At 40.3% G+C, this 19,501-nt stretch carries 18 protein-coding genes; 14 read left to right on the top strand and 4 right to left on the bottom strand.

The genetic code is table 11. The annotated features are described in order from the left end of the window. The first annotated feature begins 20 nt into the window (after positions 1-20). The 3 genes from BLS16_RS19700 to BLS16_RS19690 are packed head-to-tail and all read left to right on the top strand — an operon-like array spanning position 21 to position 5,267. Complete coding sequence (locus BLS16_RS19700) at positions 21-938, top strand: dTDP-4-dehydrorhamnose reductase family protein (protein ID WP_092335361.1); 918 nt, start codon at positions 21-23, stop codon at positions 936-938. Further along, positions 922-1,983: a polysaccharide biosynthesis protein gene (locus BLS16_RS19695; protein WP_092335360.1), complete on the top strand. Its 1,062-nt coding sequence runs from the start codon at positions 922-924 to the stop codon at positions 1,981-1,983. Before BLS16_RS19700 ends, BLS16_RS19695 begins: the two co-directional genes overlap by 17 nt. Continuing rightward, positions 1,980-5,267: a glycosyltransferase gene (locus BLS16_RS19690; protein ID WP_092335359.1), complete on the top strand. Its 3,288-nt coding sequence runs from the start codon at positions 1,980-1,982 to the stop codon at positions 5,265-5,267. Before BLS16_RS19695 ends, BLS16_RS19690 begins: the two co-directional genes overlap by 4 nt. A gap of 13 nt (positions 5,268-5,280) precedes the next feature. Here the strand turns inward: BLS16_RS19690 and BLS16_RS19685 are convergent, their stop codons facing one another. Then, positions 5,281-6,231 (bottom strand): hypothetical protein, encoded by a 951-nt coding sequence (locus BLS16_RS19685; RefSeq protein WP_092335358.1) that lies wholly within the window; start codon positions 6,229-6,231, stop codon positions 5,281-5,283. Positions 6,232-6,430: 199 nt separating this feature from the next. On the opposite strand from BLS16_RS19685, the gene BLS16_RS19680 reads away from it, so the two are divergent. From BLS16_RS19680 to BLS16_RS19655, 6 genes are all read left to right on the top strand, one after another. Next, positions 6,431-6,769, top strand: a complete 339-nt coding sequence (locus BLS16_RS19680; protein ID WP_092335357.1) for a hypothetical protein — start codon at positions 6,431-6,433, stop codon at positions 6,767-6,769. A gap of 63 nt (positions 6,770-6,832) precedes the next feature. Beyond that, complete coding sequence (locus BLS16_RS19675; RefSeq protein ID WP_092335356.1) at positions 6,833-7,177, top strand: hypothetical protein; 345 nt, start codon at positions 6,833-6,835, stop codon at positions 7,175-7,177. A 25-nt stretch (positions 7,178-7,202) separates the two neighbouring features. After that, complete coding sequence (locus BLS16_RS23290; protein ID WP_143015553.1) at positions 7,203-8,468, top strand: BclA C-terminal domain-containing protein; 1,266 nt, start codon at positions 7,203-7,205, stop codon at positions 8,466-8,468. Positions 8,469-8,759: 291 nt separating this feature from the next. Beyond that, positions 8,760-9,626 carry a hypothetical protein gene (locus tag BLS16_RS19665; protein WP_092335355.1) on the top strand — a complete coding sequence of 289 codons (867 nt, stop codon included), beginning with the start codon at positions 8,760-8,762 and terminating at the stop codon, positions 9,624-9,626. Positions 9,627-10,092: 466 nt separating this feature from the next. Beyond that, the gene (locus BLS16_RS19660) at positions 10,093-11,205 is read left to right on the top strand and encodes a tetratricopeptide repeat-containing glycosyltransferase family 2 protein (RefSeq protein WP_092335354.1); all 1,113 of its coding nucleotides are present in this window, start codon (positions 10,093-10,095) and stop codon (positions 11,203-11,205) included. Positions 11,206-11,223: 18 nt separating this feature from the next. Next, the gene (locus BLS16_RS19655) at positions 11,224-11,757 is read left to right on the top strand and encodes a class I SAM-dependent methyltransferase (RefSeq protein ID WP_092335353.1); all 534 of its coding nucleotides are present in this window, start codon (positions 11,224-11,226) and stop codon (positions 11,755-11,757) included. Positions 11,758-11,925: 168 nt separating this feature from the next. Here the strand turns inward: BLS16_RS19655 and BLS16_RS19650 are convergent, their stop codons facing one another. Further along, the gene (locus tag BLS16_RS19650; RefSeq protein WP_092335352.1) at positions 11,926-12,561 is read right to left on the bottom strand and encodes a glycosyltransferase family 2 protein; all 636 of its coding nucleotides are present in this window, start codon (positions 12,559-12,561) and stop codon (positions 11,926-11,928) included. A 174-nt stretch (positions 12,562-12,735) separates the two neighbouring features. Further along, positions 12,736-13,725 (bottom strand): glycosyltransferase family 4 protein, encoded by a 990-nt coding sequence (locus tag BLS16_RS19645; RefSeq protein WP_092335351.1) that lies wholly within the window; start codon positions 13,723-13,725, stop codon positions 12,736-12,738. 136 nt (positions 13,726-13,861) lie between these two features. Between BLS16_RS19645 and BLS16_RS19640 the strand changes: the two genes are divergently transcribed. Continuing rightward, entirely contained in the window at positions 13,862-14,434 is a 573-nt protein-coding gene (locus BLS16_RS19640; RefSeq protein ID WP_242876381.1) for a class I SAM-dependent methyltransferase, read from the top strand. Between the two features lie 105 nt (positions 14,435-14,539). On the opposite strand, the gene BLS16_RS19635 is transcribed toward BLS16_RS19640, so the two are convergent. Then, entirely contained in the window at positions 14,540-15,535 is a 996-nt protein-coding gene (locus BLS16_RS19635; RefSeq protein ID WP_092335350.1) for a glycosyltransferase family 4 protein, read from the bottom strand. 186 nt (positions 15,536-15,721) lie between these two features. Between BLS16_RS19635 and BLS16_RS19630 the strand changes: the two genes are divergently transcribed. From BLS16_RS19630 to BLS16_RS19615, 4 genes are all read left to right on the top strand, one after another. After that, on the top strand, positions 15,722-16,780 hold the full coding sequence (locus BLS16_RS19630) for a UDP binding domain-containing protein (protein WP_092335349.1): 1,059 nt from the start codon (positions 15,722-15,724) through the stop codon (positions 16,778-16,780). A 106-nt stretch (positions 16,781-16,886) separates the two neighbouring features. Continuing rightward, on the top strand, positions 16,887-17,813 hold the full coding sequence (locus tag BLS16_RS19625; protein ID WP_092335348.1) for an NAD-dependent epimerase/dehydratase family protein: 927 nt from the start codon (positions 16,887-16,889) through the stop codon (positions 17,811-17,813). Positions 17,814-17,899: 86 nt separating this feature from the next. Next, complete coding sequence (locus tag BLS16_RS19620) at positions 17,900-18,604, top strand: glycosyltransferase family 2 protein (RefSeq protein WP_092335347.1); 705 nt, start codon at positions 17,900-17,902, stop codon at positions 18,602-18,604. 19 nt (positions 18,605-18,623) lie between these two features. Continuing rightward, a complete protein-coding gene (locus BLS16_RS19615; RefSeq protein ID WP_092335346.1) occupies positions 18,624-19,490 on the top strand; it encodes a YncE family protein in 867 nt (288 codons plus the stop codon). Positions 19,491-19,501: the final 11 nt, after the last annotated feature.

The raw sequence follows: 19,501 nt of genomic DNA, 5'->3' as shown, positions 1-19,501 counted from the left end.
CGAAAGGTGTGAATAAGGGAATGACAAAGGTATTGATCCTGGGAGGATCGGGGATGTTAGGGCATACCTTGTTTCGTTATCTGTCTAAAGACCCCAGGTTTGATGTTTATACAACAGTTCGTTCTGCAAAAGTACTGTCCGATTGGTTGCCGGCGGATTGGATGAAAAAGGTATACGGAGAAGTTGATGTTTTTAATGGAGATAGCCTGACAAAACTTTTCTCAGATGTGTCTCCAGATATTGTAGTGAACTGTATCGGAGTGATTAAGCAGGTACCCAAGGCCCAAGATCCACTTACTACTATATCGACTAATGCACTTTTGCCCCATACAATTGCTAAGCTCTGTAGTGCAACCGGTTCACGATTAATTCATATCAGTACAGATTGTGTCTTTTCTGGTGAAAAAGGGGACTATTTGGAAAGTGATGTGGCTGATGCCCTTGATCTATATGGTAGAACAAAACTTCTTGGTGAGGTAGATTATCCTGATTGTGTCACGCTTCGTACGTCCATTATTGGGCATGAACTAAAAGGATACTATGGACTTGTTGAATGGTTTTTAGGGCAAAAAGAGAAGGTTTATGGCTTCAGTGAGGTCATTTATTCAGGTCTGCCAACTATTGAAATAGCACGAATTATTCGAGATAATGTGATCCCAGATAAAGAAATGATTGGACTTTATCACGTTTCTGCAAATCCAATTTCCAAATTCGAACTATTGAAACTCATTAAAGCTCAGTATAACAAAAACGTGGAAATTGAACCGAACAACAATGTTCGGATTGATCGATCTTTAGACTCAACGCGTTTCCGTTCTCTAACGGGCTATAATCCACCTTCGTGGAAAGACTTAGTACACGAAATGTATCTGGATTATTTACAAGGCCCCTATCATTATGGCAAGGCCAAGGGGGATAAAAATGGAAATTCTAAATAACAAAGTAATTGTAATTACTGGTGGTACAGGTTCGCTAGGTAAAGTATTAACTCGTAGACTCTTGAAAAAAGAGCTTGGTTCACCGAAGAAAATTATTATCTTTTCCCGGGATGAGGCAAAACAGCACGCTATGAGAATTGAATATCAAAATATGCAAAACGTTACTGATGAAGTGATCTATGACAATTTTGCTCGCTTAATCGAGTTTAGAATAGGTGATATCCGTGATTATCATTCCGTTTGTTCAGTATTACGGGAAGCAGATATCGTCATTAACGCTGCTGCCCTTAAGCAGGTTCCTTCATGTGAATACTTTCCATTTGAAGCGGTGCTTACTAATATAGTTGGTGCAGAGAACATCATACGTGCCATTCGTGAAAACAATCTAAAAGTTGATACGGTGGTTGGTGTGTCCACTGACAAAGCCTGTAAGCCCGTGAACGCTATGGGAATTTCCAAGGCTTTGCAAGAGAGGATCTTTATAGCAGCAAATGTGACGCTCCCTAAGACAAGATTTATATGTGTCCGTTATGGCAATGTTTTAGCTTCTAGGGGTTCTGTGATTCCCTTATTTCATGAACAAATAAAGCGTGGCGGGCCAGTTACGATCACGACAAAGGAAATGACAAGATTTTTGTTGCCTTTAGAAAGTGCAGTGGATACTATTTTTGCAGTTTTAAAAGATGCTAGGCCGGGAGAAATATTTATTCCAAAAATTCCGGCGGCTTTAATTGAGGATGTAGCAAAAGCCTTAATGGGAGAACAAACAATCGCCGTAAAATATACGGGAATTCGGCCAGGAGAAAAGGTTCATGAGATAATGATTTCGGAAGAAGAGGCATGGCGAACTTACGATCGAGGGGATTACTATGCAATTAAGCCAATGTTGCCAGAGTTGCTAAAAGAAGATCTGAATTTGCAGGTGTTATCTAAAGAGTATAGTTCGGGTGATTCTCTAATGACCTTTGAAGATACTGTAGCTTTATTACGCAAGCATAATCTGATGATAGGTCAAGAAAATAGAGCAGGGGAATTCTTGAGATGAAGAAAAAATATAGGATTGCGTGCATTTGTCAAATCTATAATGAACTTTGTAAAAACAACCTGGAACGGTTTGTTAAGTATGTTTTACCTGCAGTAGATGATCTTATCGTCTATGATGACGGTAGTACAGATGGCAGCTATGAGTATATGCTTAAACAAACACCATATGTCCTTAGGGGAACGAAAAATGACTTTGTCAATGAACGGAGTCATAAGCAACTTCTGCTGCAAGAGGCCCTAAAGCTCAATCCAGATTTTATCTTATGGTTAGATGCTGACGAGGTGTTAACTGCTAATGCTGCCGAAAAGCTTCAAGAATTGTGTGCTCAATGTGAGGGCAACAATTATGATGCCGTGATTATGCATGAAATTAATCTTTGGCGAAGCAGTACTTGGCAGCGGCTGGACAGTTTATATGACAAGGGCTGGTTTTGCCGTTTGTGGCGGGTTGTGCCAGGGATTTGTTTTCATGATACAAAGCCCGGACTTCATCAGCCACTTTTTCCTTCCACGATTCGAAACGTAATGTGGACACTTGACCTTCAGGTATTACACTATGGCTTTTCTTCGAAGCAACGTTTAGCCCATAAATATCTAGTATACAGGTCTCACGGACAGCGAGGTTATGATATGCTGGATCGTTTAATCAGCGAAGAGAAGCTCGTTGTATCGAAAGTTCCTTCAGATTTTTTTCCTGAAGGTCTTTGGTCTGATGATGACGAACCGATACCCCTGACCTTTGCAGAGTCCTTGGCGTATGTTGAAGAATATCGGGAAGAAGTATTTAAGCCTAGATTCTCTATTGTTTGTCTGGTTTATAAAAGTGTGGAATGGTTGAAGTTTGTCTATGAGCAGGTCCATAGATATACGGATATGACAGATAAAGAGTTTTTCTTTGTTGCTAATGATGCGACACCTTCAGTCCTTAATTATTTAAGGGATAACTATATACCGCATTATATTTTCACAAATACTCCCGAACAACAACAGGAATGGTACGTCAATAATGTTTATCGTGCCTATAATTTTGCTGCAAGCAAAGCTCAAGGGGACTTTGTTGTATTTATCAATTCAGATATGGCCTTCACACCAGGATGGTTTGATAATCTATGGAAAGCATATAATGGAGAGAACTGTGTTGCTTCCCGCTTAGTAGAGTCGGGAAAACTGCGCAGTGGTCAATATGGCGTGGAAAAAGATTTCGGTCGGGATTATTCTACGTATCGAGAGATGGAATTTCAACAGTATGCCCGTGAAATCACTGAGCCTAAATTGTTAGATGGCGGACTCTTCATGCCTCTCTTGATTCGTAAGGAACACTTTGAACATGTAGGCGGCTATCCAGAAGGGCAGGTTCTCTTAGGGAGCGATTTTAACCATCCGGTTATTGCTAAGAAGGGCGAGGCTTGTATATCCGGGGATACTGTCTTAATTCTCAAGCTCAAAACCATAGGAATAAAGCATCAGACAGCCTTAGATAGTCTGGCTTATCACTTTCAGTGGGGAGAACTAGATAGTCGAGAAACTTTGAGATATGACCAAAATGACATTAAAGTCGCAATTTGCTGCGATTCTATAGCAGGGTCAATAGGGGAGAGATTGTTTTGGAATTCTTTGGGGGAATCCTTGCCTGCTTCAGTAAGTATAGGAAGGGATACTATAGGAGATTTAGGAGATTATGCTGCCAATGCTCGAAAATACATTCAGCATAATTATCCTAGAGTAGAAGTAATTCTGCAAAATGCAACATTCATAAACATCGTTGATCAATCTCGTTACACGATAGCAGTTTTGCAGGACAATTTAAGATCTATGGGCATTTCTAATGCCCAGCAAGAGGAGAATTTGCGACAGGCAGATAAACTTGTTACGAATTCGGACCAAACCGCTCTGGCATATCCGGAGTTCGATTTTGAGATTATTTCTGGCGGCTTGGGGCTACAGCTTTTCAATAAGATGAACAAAGAGGAGCTGCGTCAAGAGTTTTGCTTTGGTTCGGAAAGAATAGGAATCTACATTGGGGACTTTAACGAAGTACACGGCTGGGGCAAAGTTCGGGCCTGTATTGTAGCTCATCCGGAAATAACTTGGATTATAGTTACAAAGAACATTGAACCATTTATTGCGGACAACGTAAGGCTTTTTTATCAAGTGCCTCGGAATCTGTTGGTTAAACTTCTTAACTGTGCGGACTTCCTTATCAATGGTTCACCATTAGAGCTTCAGAGTCATGGAGCTATCGAAGCTTGTTTATGCGATGTGCCAGTGATTATGAGAAAGATTGGAATTTTTAAAGATTTAAGTCCTAAAGAGCGGGATCAGTGTGGAATCTTTGGTGAAGATATTGAGGGGGCTATTCAAGGATTATCCAAACGATCTTTTACTCCTAGGAATGTTCTGTTAGAAAAGACCATATCTATATCTACACCGGATTCTACGCAGAAATGGGAAAGCCTAATAAAGACTGTCTTCAAAGACCTAATGATAGAAAATTCTAACATCAAGCAAGATGTAAAACAACCTAAGGTATCTATAGTAATTACAACCTATCAGAGAACACATCTATTAAGATGGGGACTTTATTCTTTATCCCTTCAGACAATGCCCTTCGAGTTTGAAACAATCGTTGTCAATGATGGAATACAAGATCAAACAGAAGAAATTTGCAACGAATTTAAAGAGAAGCTACATTTGAAATATATTTTTACTGGACAAAGAAATCTTCAAGGAGAACCCATCTGGAGGGTGCCTGGTTTTGCAATTAATATTGGTGTGAAGCAAGCCTCTGGAGATATTTTAGTAATGTGTTGCGCCGAAATGCTCCATGTAAACCAGACTATAGAAAAAATTACAATTCCTATCTTAGATAACCCAAAGCTACTGGGTATTCCGGTTGGCAAAGACGACCGAACAGGTGCACTTTTAGAGTCAATCGAGAAGAATAACGGCAGTTTTGAACAAGAGACATTCAATAATTGCATAGACTTAGATACTAGAATGCCATTTCTGATGGCATTGCATCGCAGTAAATTCTTGGAGATTGGGGGTTATGATGAAGATTTTACTGGAATAGCTTATGATGATCGGGATTTCATTGATCGAATACTGGCATATGGTTGTCAGTACTGTCGTACTGAAGCCGTAACGGCACATTTGTACCACCCCAGAGCAGAGGGTTATTATCAGGGTGGAGGTCCGCCCGAATGGGACTATAATAAGAATCTCTACTTTTCTAGACGAGGGAAAATCGTAAGGAATGAAGGAAGAGAGTGGGGAAAACTATAAAAAAATGAGTAGCTTACTTGCATAATAAAAGGGCCACTAGATGTGGCCCTTTTATTATGCAAGTAAGCTTTGTTAATAGGGTATTTATTTTACTAAAAAGCGCATTTGGATTTATACATTTATTTTTTCTATTGTGTTTTGAATCCTTGTCATAGCAGTAATTGTTTTCTCTTTCAGACTCATTGTCTGGGTCACAATGAGGATTTTTATAATCGATTGGGGTTGGGAAGGTGAGTCGAAGCTGGATTAAAAGAACCATTTTTTCCTGCAAGGTGGTAAAAGTATATTCTTCAGGTGGACCACCATACAAAGGAATACAGTCAAGGGCATTATCCGTCTCGTTAATTTGGCAGAAGACAAGTTGGCAGGTCGGCATATGGTTGTAAAACTGTTTACTCAAAAGGTTAAATTCTGCCTTTGATGCAACAAACCCATATTCTCGCTGCTGATCGTAATGAATTCCTGGAAATTGCAAGTGTCTGCCAAGGTCAATTACACAAGAAATTGGAATATCGACTAGAAAATCTTTCATCAGACCTGCCACAGTGGTTGGAGTTTGGTGCACGGCTTCTGAATATTGAATATCCTTGCGCACAAGACCGCCAATAAATAACTTAGGAGTATCGCTTGTTATTCCGGGTGGCGTTGGAGCGCTATTAAAGAAATGATTTTGTGTTAGTTTAAAGTTTTTTTTGATCGTTTTTACCTCTAGTGCTTTTGTGGGCAAGTGAATAATAGATTGGGCAGGAACCGAAATAGTAATTAATACTGAGCTACAATCTATCTTTTCGATTTTTAAAGGATTGCACATCTGTAGTGCTGCAGTATTTGGAAAAACAGGATTAGGTGTAACCGGTGGAATTGGTTGAGGACACACCACTGGTTTGGGAGTTTCTCGAACCCAATTAGGGATAAAAGGCGCTGGTTGCTTCCATTCGTGAGGACAATGTTTTTGATAAGACAATCTGTTCCCTTCCTTTCTTATATGAAAACGTAAGGTTAGACTTTATTTAGAGGCTAATCCTCTTATATAACTAGCATATGTTGTACTAAAGAATTTGTACCACTATGAGCGACTATCACAAAGTAAGATTTAATGGTAACAAAATTAGGACATGAACAATAGAATAAGTAAACCCATAATTTAGGAGGTAAGTAAAAATATGCCGTATTTTTCTACGGGTTTGTTAGAAAGTCCTTCGGTCGAAGGCATTTGGGCAAGTCCAACTCTTTCAGTAAATATCTCAAATGATGATAGCTCTACTGTCGCAATTCAAATTGAGGGATTTTCTCAAACTGAAACTACAAAAGTCAAGTATGTCGAAGAGTTTTTTACTCTTGCATCAGGTGCAGTAGTCTTAAAGAATTATTTTATTCCATTTAATGCATTTGAGTTTTTATTCTTTGCCAGTTCTCAATCTGTAGAAATTTCTGTATGGTGCAAAGACTCTAATGGAAATCTTATTTCAGCCCCTTTAGAAATATTCGAAGCAAAAGCATAAATGGTAACGAAAAACGGACAAGTAAAATACAATATATAAAACTAAAATTTTGGAGGAGATTATATGCCTAATTTAACAACTGGTTTGTTTGAAAACACTCCTGTCGCGGGAGTCAGGCCGAGCGTGACGCTTTCGGTGAATATCACGAATGATGATATAACGTCTCAAGATGTTCTCATTCAAGGATTTTTCCAAAGTGGAACAACAAAGGTGTTGTATGTACAGGAGTTATTTGTACTTGCCCCAGGGGGTGTCGCCTTAAGAAATTATTTCGCAGATTTCGATGCCTTTGAATTTCAATTTGTTGTGAGTTCAGAAGCTGTTGAAGTTACAGCTTGGGGAAAAGATGCGGCAGGTAATCTAACTACAGCTCATCGAGTAGTTGCCCAAGAAGTTAACCCATTCTAGCAATATTAAAGAAGGAGACGAGAAAATGGCTGAATTAACGACTGGATTGATAGAGAATACACCGGTCAATGAAGTAAGACCTACTTCAACGTTCACAGTAAAGATTACGAATGATGATACAGTTGCTGCTACAGTTTTTATTGAAGGGTTTTACGTGACGGGGATTACGAAGACACTGTATGTCTTGGAGTTATTTATTATGGATCCCGGTGAGGTAGCAGAAAGAGTGTATTTTGCACAATTTGATGAATTTGAATTTCAGTTTATTACCAGCTCCGATGCAGTAGAGATTTCTGGCTGGGGAAAAGATGCAGAGGGGAATTTGGTCACGGCTCATCGCTTGGTAGCCGCGGAACTTGATCCGATAGGCCCGAGTGGAATCACCGGAGCAACAGGAGCAACAGGAGCAACAGGAGCAACAGGAGCAACAGGAGCAACAGGAGCAACAGGAGCAACAGGAGCAACAGGAGCAACAGGAGCAACAGGAGCAACAGGAGCAACAGGAGCAACAGGAGCAACAGGAACAGCAGGAACAGCAGGAGCAACAGGAGCAACAGGAGCAACTGGAACAGCAGGAGCAACAGGAGGAACCGGAGCAACAGGAACAGCAGGAGCAACCGGAGCAACTGGAACAGCAGGAGCAACAGGAGCAACTGGAACAGCAGGAGCAACAGGAGGAACCGGAGCAACGGGAACAGCAGGAGCAACAGGAGCAACAGGAGCAACTGGAACAGCAGGAGCAACTGGAACAGCAGGAGCAACAGGAGCAACCGGAGCAACTGGAACAGCAGGAGCAACAGGAGCAACAGGAGCAACAGGAGCAACGGGAACAGCAGGAGCAACAGGAGCAACGGGAACAGCAGGAGTAACAGGAGCAACAGGAGCTGGCTTGGCTGCCTTTGGGTATGTTTATCAACTCGCCACACTGCTTGACGCTACGGTAATCGGCGGTGCCGACGTGCCATTCAGCAATAATGGACCACTCACGAATATCACTCATACGGCTGGTACAGCACCTGTAACTGTGATTACTGCGGGTGACTATCTAATTGATTATAGCATCAGTATTACGGCAGGCATTGGAGCTGGAATTGCTATTGCAGTAAATGGTGTAGTTGATCCGTCAACACCAGTTACAGCTCTTGTAGCTACCGGGCAAGTTGCAGGGCAGGCAATTTTGACACTGGCTGCAGGTGATGTTGTGACATTAAGAAATAACTCTGCTGTTGCCCTTACTACAACCTTAGCGCCAAGTGTAGGTGCACAGATGACCCTTGCAAGATTAGACTAATGAATTGTAGTGAAATGATTAAACAAACAACTGCGGGCTTTAAATGCCTGCAGTTGATTTCATAGGGTTGATATGATTGTCTTGTTTATTTTGTATTAGGCACTAAAATCCAATGATTTCCCTAAGTAATAATTGACATTTTCGTGAGTGTTAGGGTGTAACAAAAAAAATATATGCAATATCATAGTATTAAATGACTTTAATTATAATAGTATTTTTAGTCGTCGCTTGCAGAGAATTAAGGCACTTATATAATAGTATATTTTAAGTATGTGTAAGGGAGAAGAAATAATGGCTGAATTAACTACCGGGATAATAGAGAATACACCATTTGGTGGAGTGAGGCCCACGGTAACATTTACAGTACAGATCACCAATGATGAAGTCTTTTCTGCAGACGTTGAAATATTGGGGTTCTTTGTATCAGGAAACACTAAAGTTCTGTACGTTCAAGAGTTGTTTACTTTGGTTGCAGGAGAAGTTATATCAAGAGTCTATTTTGCACAATTTGATCAGTTTGAATTTCAGTTTATAACTAGTGCTGATGGGGTGGAGATTTCTTGTTGGGGAAAAGGGAGTAGTGGTGACTTGGTCGCAGCTCATCGCGTTTTGCCAGCGGAACTAGATCCAATAGGCTCTGTAAGCATAGTAGGGGCGACCGGAGCGACAGGGGCTACTGGAGCTGGAGTAACGGGAGGTACAGGAGCAACAGGAACCGTAGGAACAACAGGAACAACGGGAGCAACCGGAGCTGTAGGAGGTACAGGAACAACGGGAGCAACAGGAACCGTAGGAACAACAGGAACAACGGGAGCAACCGGAGCTGTAGGAGGTACAGGAACAACGGGAGCAACCGGAGCTGTAGGAGCAACGGGAACAACGGGAGGAACCGGAGCTGTAGGAGCAACAGGAACAACAGGGGCGACCGGAGACGTAGGAGCAACGGGAACAACGGGAGCAACCGGAGCTGTTGGAGCAACAGGAACAACAGGGGCGACCGGAGATGTAGGAGCAACGGGAACAACGGGAGCAACCGGAGCAACCGGAGCTGTAGGAGCAACAGGAACAACCGGGGCTACTGGAGACGTAGGAGCAACAGGAACAACCGGAGCAACCGGAGACGTAGGCGCCACAGGTGCAACTGGAGCAACGCCTTAATGACTGGGAAATAATAATAGAGGATTAAAGTTAAAAGGTTATATCAATGAACCGACTAGGAGTATAGCAATTACTATCTAAAGTAATTGTATACTCCTTTTCTTTTAGTTCTAGTTTAATTATCTGTTTTCTAGGAACACATTGAACCGCTCGACATATAGAGTTAGGGGAGGCGGCAAGCCCAAAATGTATGTATTGAGAGGACAACTCTGTTAGAGATGCCTCACCCGATAGGAGTGAGTGGTATGCCGGGTAACTACGTTTTTCTTATATTCAGACGCGACATATAGGTCGCGTCTGAATAATGTAATTATACTATCGATCAAGTATTAATTACATTCTATACTTACTAGATTAGTTTACTATTCCGGGGGTCAATAAACTTATAATTGTGGTCAAGCTTCCGCCTCATAGTTCTCTGAATACAATAGAGTATGACTAATTCTAACTTTGAGGGGTAGAAAGCATGTCTGACAGTTCAATAACAATTAGCTTGTGTATGATTGTGCGCAACGAGGAAGCAACTATTGGTAGGTGTCTTGATTCAGTAAAGGGAATTCCAGATGAAATTGTAATTATTGATACAGGGTCTATTGATCTCACAAAAAAGATTGTACAGAAATATACAGATAAAATAGATGACTTTACTTGGGTCGACGATTTTGCAGCAGCTCGCAATTTTGCTTTTAGCAAAGCGACAATGGATTATATCCTTTGGTTGGATGCAGATGATATCTTTGTAGATTCAGATCGTGACAAGTTTCTCAAGTTAAAAGAGAGTTTTAATACTTCATTTGATGTCGTGAATATGCCCTATCTGTTAGCTTTTGACCAATCTGGTTTAGCTACTTTTAGTCTAAGAAGGAATCGCCTGGTTAAAAGAAATAAAAACTTTCGGTGGATTGGAGCAGTACACGAGTATTTGGAAGTGTACGGAAGTATTTTGAATTCTGATATTTGTGTAACTCACAAAGGGATAGGAGGTCATGATTCCGACCGCAACCTTAAGATATATGAGAAGCGTAAAGCAAAAAGGGAAGCGTTTTCCCCTCGGGATTTATATTACTATGCAAATGAACTCTTCGATCACCAACTCCATGAACGGGCTATTGAATCTTACAAGGACTTTTTAAATACAAACCAAGGATGGGTGGAGGACAATATTTCTGCTTGTGGGAAACTGGCAGACTGTTACCAAAAGCTCGAGAAGCCAGATAAACAACTTGAATATATCCTGAAATCCTTTCAATATGCTCCACCAAGAGCTGAGTTTTGCTGTCGATTAGGATTTTATTTTTTAACTGGGGAGCAATATGAACAAGGTGCTTTTTGGTACAAACTAGCTACTCAATTAGAGAAACCTATTAGTAGTTGGGGGCCAATAAATGAAGCTTGCTGGACATGGCTGCCCCATTTACAGTTATGTGTCTGTTACGATCGCCTTGGTAAATATGAATTAGCTTATGAGCATAATGAGATTGCTAGAAAGTATCGCCCAGACAATACCCAGATTCTGTATAACAGAAAATATTTAGAGGGTGTTTTTATTAAAAATGGAATCAAAAATTCAAACGGATAGAGAAAGAGGCAGAGTAAAATGGCGTTATTAAATTGGCACGAAGATTTTATTGTTAACTTGGTAAGCCTTGTCAGGCCGAAGATATACGTGGAATTAGGGATATATCACTGTGCACTTTTTAATCGACTGGTTCCTTTTGCAGAACAACTAATTGGGGTTGATATAAGTACTGAAGCCGGCAAGTATATGCAACAGTCTTCCAAAACCCGCTTTTTTAACGGTACTACCCAAGAGTTTGCTGAAGAAGTAAGAGGTAACCCATTTCAGATTGATATGCTATTTATAGATGCAGATCATTCAAAAGAGGCAGTGTTACAAGACTTCAAAGACTTTTTCCCTTTCGTAGCCCCACACGGTCTAGTTTTATTGCATGATACTCATCCAGGGAATGAGCAGATGATGCAGCCTGAATGGTGCGGGACTGCCTATCTTGCCATAGACGAGTTGTTGAGAGAAACGGGATCATCATATGAGTTAATGACCATTCCAATTTCACCTGGCTTAACAATTTGTCGAAAGCGTCAGGTTCAATTGGCTTGGCAGGAAAAATAGTAGATTAATAATAACCTGAGCCTTAAAGAGTAAAAATTTTTACTAAAAGGGTGAACGGCAGTTATGCTTTCACCCTTTGTTGTTATGAACACTAATATTCGGTTTTGGGTATAACGGGGGTCCTTTAAAATTTCATTAAATTTTGTTCTGTTTGTTAATTCAAATATATCATAATTCAGTTTTCATTTTGATTTCTTTAATATTTCCGTGGTATGGGAGTAATACTGACTTTTCGAACTCGATAAACTTCGTGTTTTGGAATGGGCCTAGATCATAGGGATAGTCCTCTTCTGCTAATTGCCTAGTTATTATATTTGCTGCTTCTTTCCATTTTCTGAAATATTGGTTTCGGGAGAAATTTGTTTTCTCGTAGTTCCAAGATGTAGGCAAATGGATATACTGTATTTCTTCGCTCTCGTAATAACCGATGTTAGCCTCTTTCAGCCTTCTGGCAAAATCGACATCTTCGTAGCCACCACCAATAAAGCGCTCATCAAAAAAACCAATTTTTCTGATTAAGTCTTTCTTGAATCCAAAAAAACCAAATCTAAATAGCGCAACAATCCCCCAACCTTCGTTCAGCATAACCAAAATTTTTCCCACTGCTTGAGGTGTCGGTCTCGCTTTTTCATTACATATAATTATTGTTTCGTGCTTGCTTGAAATTATACAATCATTAACAAGCTTTGAAAATGATGGGTAATTTCTGCCATCAAAAACTCTGTAATTATGAGCCTTTAAGCATAATTCAGCGCCGCTGCATAGATGAGGTCTATGAGATATGATTACTACTTCAAAATCCATTGCATAATCTCCTAAAACATTATTACTATTATATGAAGTCATCCTTGATTCTGACTACAATTAATGGAAAGATGCATATTGTTTAGTTAAAGAAAAATAAAAAAGGGGCCTAAGCTCGGCCCCAGTCAAGATTTAGTTATGCACTCTGCAATTGATAAAAAATGATAAATACTTCTATCTAAGGCTCAACAAAAATGCCTCTACTTGATCAGCAGTACGTTGCCAAGTCCAAGTTTGAGCGAAAAGATGCCCGGCATTTGCTAAACGATGACGTTCATTATCCTTTGTCAATAAATGATAAACAGCTGAGCGAAGTTGATCAATGTCACTAGGGGGGACTAATAAACAGTTTTCACCACTTCTGGCGTAATCACGATTTCCGCCACAGTCTGTACTTATAACTGCTGTGCCGCATGCCATCGCTTCAAGGGGAGGCAAACCAAATGCTTCAAAGTAGGAAGTGTAAACAAAGAGGTCTGCCTTAGCATAAAGCTGGGCAAGCTCTTGATCTGTAGCCGAGGTTCTAACCTGACAAGGAACTGGGCACGAAAATTGAGCACTCTCTGGAATAGAAACTGTTAAGTCAAAATCAACCTGTTCCTTAATTTGATTAATAACTTGTAAAAACTCTGAGCCGCCCTTCCAGGTATATCCTGAGGCAGGATCACGCATGATGTAAAAAATGTTCTTGCGACCTGTAAGGGCAGAAGGTTTGGAATAAGGGCGGAACGTCGATATATCTACACCCCCGGAAATTACTGTGCTTTGCAGGCCGGTTTCCTGGAGAATGAGTTGACGGTGCCACTGTGATATCGACATGATTGGGGCGCCAATTAAATAAGTCTGTTTTGCTATTTGTGATTCGGGAACCCATAGAGGTTCATACCCCAAACTTAAACGCACTACTTGACCTTTTTTAGACTCCCAGGCGGGTTTGACTGTCAAATAAAAATTTGGAAGTATGAAATCTGCTGAAGGGATGAAGGCAGGGGTAAGCTCTTTTACACGTCTTAATTTGGTACGAAGAGGCCATACTTGGAGTCCATTTTCAGGCATTACAACTTCAACATCATGCCCTTTATCAAAAAGGGCATTGGCGAGATGATAGATAAAACGGGCTCCCCCACCCATTTCTAAACTAAGAACAGGAAATACAATTTTCATAGTTTGTCCTCCCTTTGCTTTCCGATACTACATACTATGCCTTCATGTGGGGTAATTGTGTATCGACTGGTACTTTAAAAGAAGTATTGAATACGATAATAAAGAAAGAAATTTTAAATGGAAGGATGTTCGGCTTGTGATCAACTTTGTAAATCATAAAGACTTTCTCAGTTCGATTAATGAACTACTTTCAGATTCGAATACAGTCCTAGATGTGGGCTGTGGAGTAGGTGAGACTCTCGGAAAAATTAATTGTCCAATTAAAATTGGAGTTGATGCGCATCGGCCCTACCTCGAGAATGCTAGGGCGAGTGAAAAGTTTTTAAAGTTAAATTATAGGGCAGAGCGGCTTAGAGAATTATTTTTGCCTAAGTCGATTGATAGCGTAACTATGATTGATGTTATTGAGCATTTTGAGAAAGAGGATGCATTAGATGTCTTGAATCAAGTGGAAGAAATTGCAACCAAAAGAGTGGTTATCTTTACTCCAAGAGGTTTTTTTCGTCAACTTGATATCGACCATTATAATTTAGGAGGAGAAAGCTTCCAAAGGCATCGATCAGGATGGGAAGTTGAAGATTTTGAAAAACTGGGGTATAACACTGTAATTTTTAGCAAGTTCCATGATCAGAGTAATAAGGCTTTTTTAGAGGTCTATGGAAAAAATGCTACTCCTGTCGATGCCCTTTTGGCTTGGAAAGATTGTTAAAATAGATGGCTGGGTCAAAACTAGAGCTTCATGTCGAGGAATAAAATTTGGAATATATCGCTACAGAGGCTAATAACAGCTTGAGTAAAACATGGGTTGAAAGCTTTAGGATTGGGCTAACTGATAAAGTAAGGATTCTAACTTATTAGCGGCATGCCGCCAAGTCCAAGATTGTGCAAACTGTAACCCATTAAGAGCAACGCGATTTCGTACTGCTTCCTGAGTTAAAAGATGAGCAAGTACAAGGGTTAGTTGATGAGTATCACTAGGGGGGACGAGAAAACAGTTCTCCCCATTTTTTGTATAGTCACGATTCCCGCCGTTGTCAGTAGTCACTACCGCAGTTCCACAAGCCATCGCCTCTAAGGGAGGCATAGAAAAGGCTTCAAAGTAAGACGTTGAGACAAAAATGTCTGCTTGAGCGTAGAAACGGGCCATATCGCTGTCTGCTTGAGCTTTCACGATCTCATAGGGAAGAGGTGCTTGGTAGTTTGCTCCTTCCGGGGCTACAACCTGTATATCAAATGCTGGAACCAATTGTGATAAACCCCTGCATGCTTCCCAAAAATCTTCTGAGCCTTTCCAAGTATAGCCGTGTTCCCTAGAACGAAGAATATAAGCAATTGTTAATCTTCCCGTAGAAAGAGACTTTTTTTGACAGGGTAAAAAAACAGAGGTGTCAACCCCTCCAGGAATAACTGTACTGTCTTTCCCAGTTTCTTGGAGGATTATTTGGCGATGCCATTCTGATATGGAAATTATCGGAGCATTGATATGGTAAGAAGCTAACGCTTTTTCCTTTTCGGCAACCCATAAGGGTTCATAACCTAGGCTAAGTCGTACGACTCGGCCTTTTTTTGATTCCCAGGCAGGAAAAACTGTGGGATAAAAATTTGGAAGCAGAAAATCAGCTGGAGGAATTGTATAGGGAGTAAGCTCTTTAACTCTTGTAACCTGTGCTCTCAACGGCCAAGCAACTGCAGCGTTTTCTGGAAGTACAATCTCAACGTTGTGCCCTTTATCCACCATTTCATTGGCTAACTGATAAATAAAGCGTGTCCCCCCTGTTTCCAAACTTATAACGGGAAAAACTATTTTCATATTTTGTCCTCCAAAAAGTTATTGTCTTTTCAGTCTATGTCATTTCGAGCTGCAAGGTTGCAAGATATGCGTAAAAATCGATTATTGATTGAATTATTTCTAGCAGATATAAGCTTATGTTTGTGTCAACAAGGAGTGGACTGCCATAACCTATAGTGATGATATTGGGGGAGGATGGTTCCTATAATGAAAATCTGTGTCGTGGGGTTAGGGAATATTGGGTTTAATTTGTTCGCTTATCTGGACCAGAAATTTGCTGGAGAGGTCATTGGAGTAGATGTGAATGAAAGCCGAGTAAAAGAGCTGCGACGCCAGGGATATAGAGTAACCACGGATTATAGGGCGTTAACAGGCATAGATGTATGGTTAATGGCACCTTCTACGGGTAATCAGGGCCAAAATTTATTTTCAGCTCTGGAGCATATGATAATCCGCCCAGGCTCTTTAATCTCTATTGAATCCACATTGCCTCCGGGAACTATGGTGCGAATTCGGGAGTTTTTAGAAAAAAAGGGGTTTGAATTAGGATCAGATCTTTTCTTAATTCATGTTCCGCACAGAGTAATGTTTGGTGTCGATAAAACCGTTTGTGATACACCAAGAGTAATGGGGGCCTTTACAGAAGAATGTCTGGAAAGGGGGCGTGAGTTTTATAAACCTTTGGTACCCCTTCTGGTAGAGGTTTCGGATGTTAAAGTGGCTGAGTTATCAAAAGTTGTTGAAAATGTTAAACGATACGTGGATGTTGCCTTTGCCCAGGAAATTTATGGGTTTTGTGTTACAAATGGCCTGAGTTATGAGGAATTGAGAAGAGCTGTTAATAGTAAAAATAATGTTGAGCTTCTGGCTACTGATTGGGGAATTGGAGGAGAGTGTCTTCCCAAAGATATGAATTTTTTAAGAACGGTTTGTTCCTCGGCTTTGTTAGAGGGTGCTCAAATTGCGGATCAAAACTATAGAGATCGAATTCAAACTCAGGTTGACCAAGGCAGAGAAGTCTGGCTTAAAGGCATAAGCTATAAAACAGGAGTTAAAGATCTCAAGCACAGTAGAGGAGTTGATTTAGTTAGCGCTTTAGAGGCAGCCGGAAAAACTGTAAAAGTTGAAGATCCCTTATTTTCTCCTAATGAGCTACGTGAAGCCGGTTTTAATCCAATCAATCAGCAAGAAGACAATTCTCAAAACATCCAAGAGAATAAAGCCAGAGTAATATTAGATCGTCATAAGGCCTTAGAACCTACGTGACTCACCTTACTTTATAGAAGTAAGGACTTGAACTATGAGGAAAAAATGTGACATTCTTCGCATTTCGATTCTTGTAATATAAATAAGTGGAAAAAGGAGCAATATGATGGCAAAGATTTTGGTGACAGGCAGTAGGGGCACATTAGGAACACGATTAGTAGAGGTACTCAAATATAGAGGACACGATGTTTGGGAAGTCGATTTGCAGCATTATCTTGGAGATAAGTATGTTAGAGCGGATATCTCTGAGTATCGTCAGTTAGAGAGGGTTTTTGAGCAGGACTATGATTATGTTTTCCATTTAGCGGCTGAATTTGGGCGCATTAATGGAGAGCACTATTATGACACTCTCTGGAAAACAAATGTTATCGGCACAAGGAATATTTTGGAATGGCAATTAAAGAAAGGTTTCAAGCTAGTTTTTACAAGCTCTTCTGAAATCTATGGGGAAGCTATTGAGCCCTTGTTAACTGAAGATTTGCCTCTGAAAAAGACGATTATTCAGCATAATGATTATGCGCTGACTAAGTGGGCAAACGAAGTGCAAGTGATCAACTTTGAAAAAAAATACGAGTCTCCTATCGTCAGACTGCGGTTATTTAATGCTTATGGTCCCGGAGAATACTATCATTCCTATAGAAGCGTTGTTTGCCTCTTCATTTATCGGGCATTACAGGGAATCTCATATGAAGTTTTTGAAGGGTACTACCGTGTGTTTATGTATGTTGATGATTTAATACCAACTATAGCTAACGTCGCCCATAATTTTAAACCGGGCGAAGTTTATAACATTGGGGGAACGGAATATCGTAGTGTCAGAGATTTAAGCGACTTGGTGCTTAAATATACGGACGGTAATCAAAAATTAGTTAAGTATCTCCCTGAAGACAAGCACAATACGGTAAGTAAACGACCAGATATTAGTAAGGCAAAAGCGGATCTGGCACACAACCCAAAAGTGTTGCTGGAAGAAGGATTGCCTAAGACGGTAGAGTGGATGAAAAAGATTTACCTGACGGAGAAGAAGCTGTAGATCTTTTATAGAATGGGTTTAGTTTACTTCAATGAAGTCGATCTTATCTTCATTGAAGTAAACTACTAGATTAAGGAGGAAAAGTTATGCTAACCCCTAAAGTTAGTGTGGTTATCCCTACGTATAATCACTCTCGGTACCTGCCTTATGCTTTGGAAAGTGTCATTAATCAAAGTTATGCGAATCTTGAAGTAATAGTCATTGATGATGGTTCAACTGATGGAACAGCAGAAGTAATAAAGCCCTATTACTCTAAGATTAACTATATTTACAAGGAGAATGGAGGTACACCCAGTGCTCTAAATCTCGGCTTATCGAGGGCAACGGGTAAGTATATATGTTGGCTAAGTGCTGACGATGCCTTTATTGAAGACAAAGTCTCAAAACAAGTTGGATTGATGGAAAGTGATCCTAGCTTGGGTTTTAGTTACACAAGCTTTATAGTAATTGACGCAGGAGGCAAAAAACAATATGAGGTTAACTCACCATTTTATCCCGACAAACAGGAAATGGTGACTAAGCTTATGGAGGGTTGCTTTATAAACGGATCCGCTGTAATGATGAGCACTCATGCATTAAAGACTGTAGGATATTTCGATGTAGGTCTGCCTCAAGCCCATGATTACGACTTATGGTATCGATTCCTTAGGCATTACTCATGTGGATTTCTTCCGGATCATTTGCTGGCATATCGCTGGCATGGTGAAAATATGAGTAAAAATCCTATTGAAGAATGTTCTGTAATTGTTCAAGAGAGGGCAAAAAAGTTGTTTCCTGAATGGCTAAATTAATTCTGTAAGGAGGCATAAAATGGCTTCGCTAACAACCGGATTGATAGAAAATACTAGAGTTTCCAATATAAAACCCTGTTCAACGATTTCGGTTACAGTAACAAATAAAGAGCCGATAGCCAATACTATTAGAGTAAATGGATATTATTGGACTGGAGAAGTAAAAAAAGAGTACGTTTTGGATTTGTTGACGTTGGCTCCCGGAGAGGTCATTATTCAAAACTATTATGCACTGTTTGAGGCTTTTGAATTCCACTTCATTTCTGGTTTGGATGATGTTGAAATCACGGTTTTAGGTAAGAATGATGCCGGAAGGTCGACCATGAAATATAATATCCTTCCGGTACAACTTTTTTCCCTTGATAGTGGAATGAGGGTAGAAGTACCTAAAACGGCTATTCCCTCCGCTCTTAACAGAGTCTATCTTTTGGATCCCAGTAGTAGAAGAATATCTGTGATTGATGGAAACACTCATACTCTAATAGGAAGTATAATAGTTGGTTCAGGCCCCTTTGGATTAGGGATAAATTCCGTAACAAATCGAATTTATGTTGCAAACTTTGCCAGTGACAGTGTCTCAGCCATTGATGGAAGTACTAATCAGGTAATAACCGAGATTACTGTAGGTTCTAATCCCATGGGGGTGGGGGTTAATCCCCAGACCAACAGATTATATGTAACAAATTGGGGAAGTCATAGTGTCTCAGTTATTGATGGATTAACTCATACTGTTATAACAACTGTGAGGGTAGAAGCCTTCCCGGAAGGAGTAAGTGTTAATCAAACAGCTAATTTGATTTATATTACTAATCATGGCAGTAACAATGTTACGGTTTTAGACGGAAGCACTAATACTATCAAAACAATGGTAGATCTAGGGCACTAAAGCTATGAGTA

It is taken from the genome of Desulfosporosinus hippei DSM 8344 (assembly GCF_900100785.1).
GTDB classification, from domain to species: Bacteria; Bacillota; Desulfitobacteriia; order Desulfitobacteriales; family Desulfitobacteriaceae; genus Desulfosporosinus; species Desulfosporosinus hippei.
This window is presented reverse-complemented; position numbering and strand designations above follow the sequence as displayed.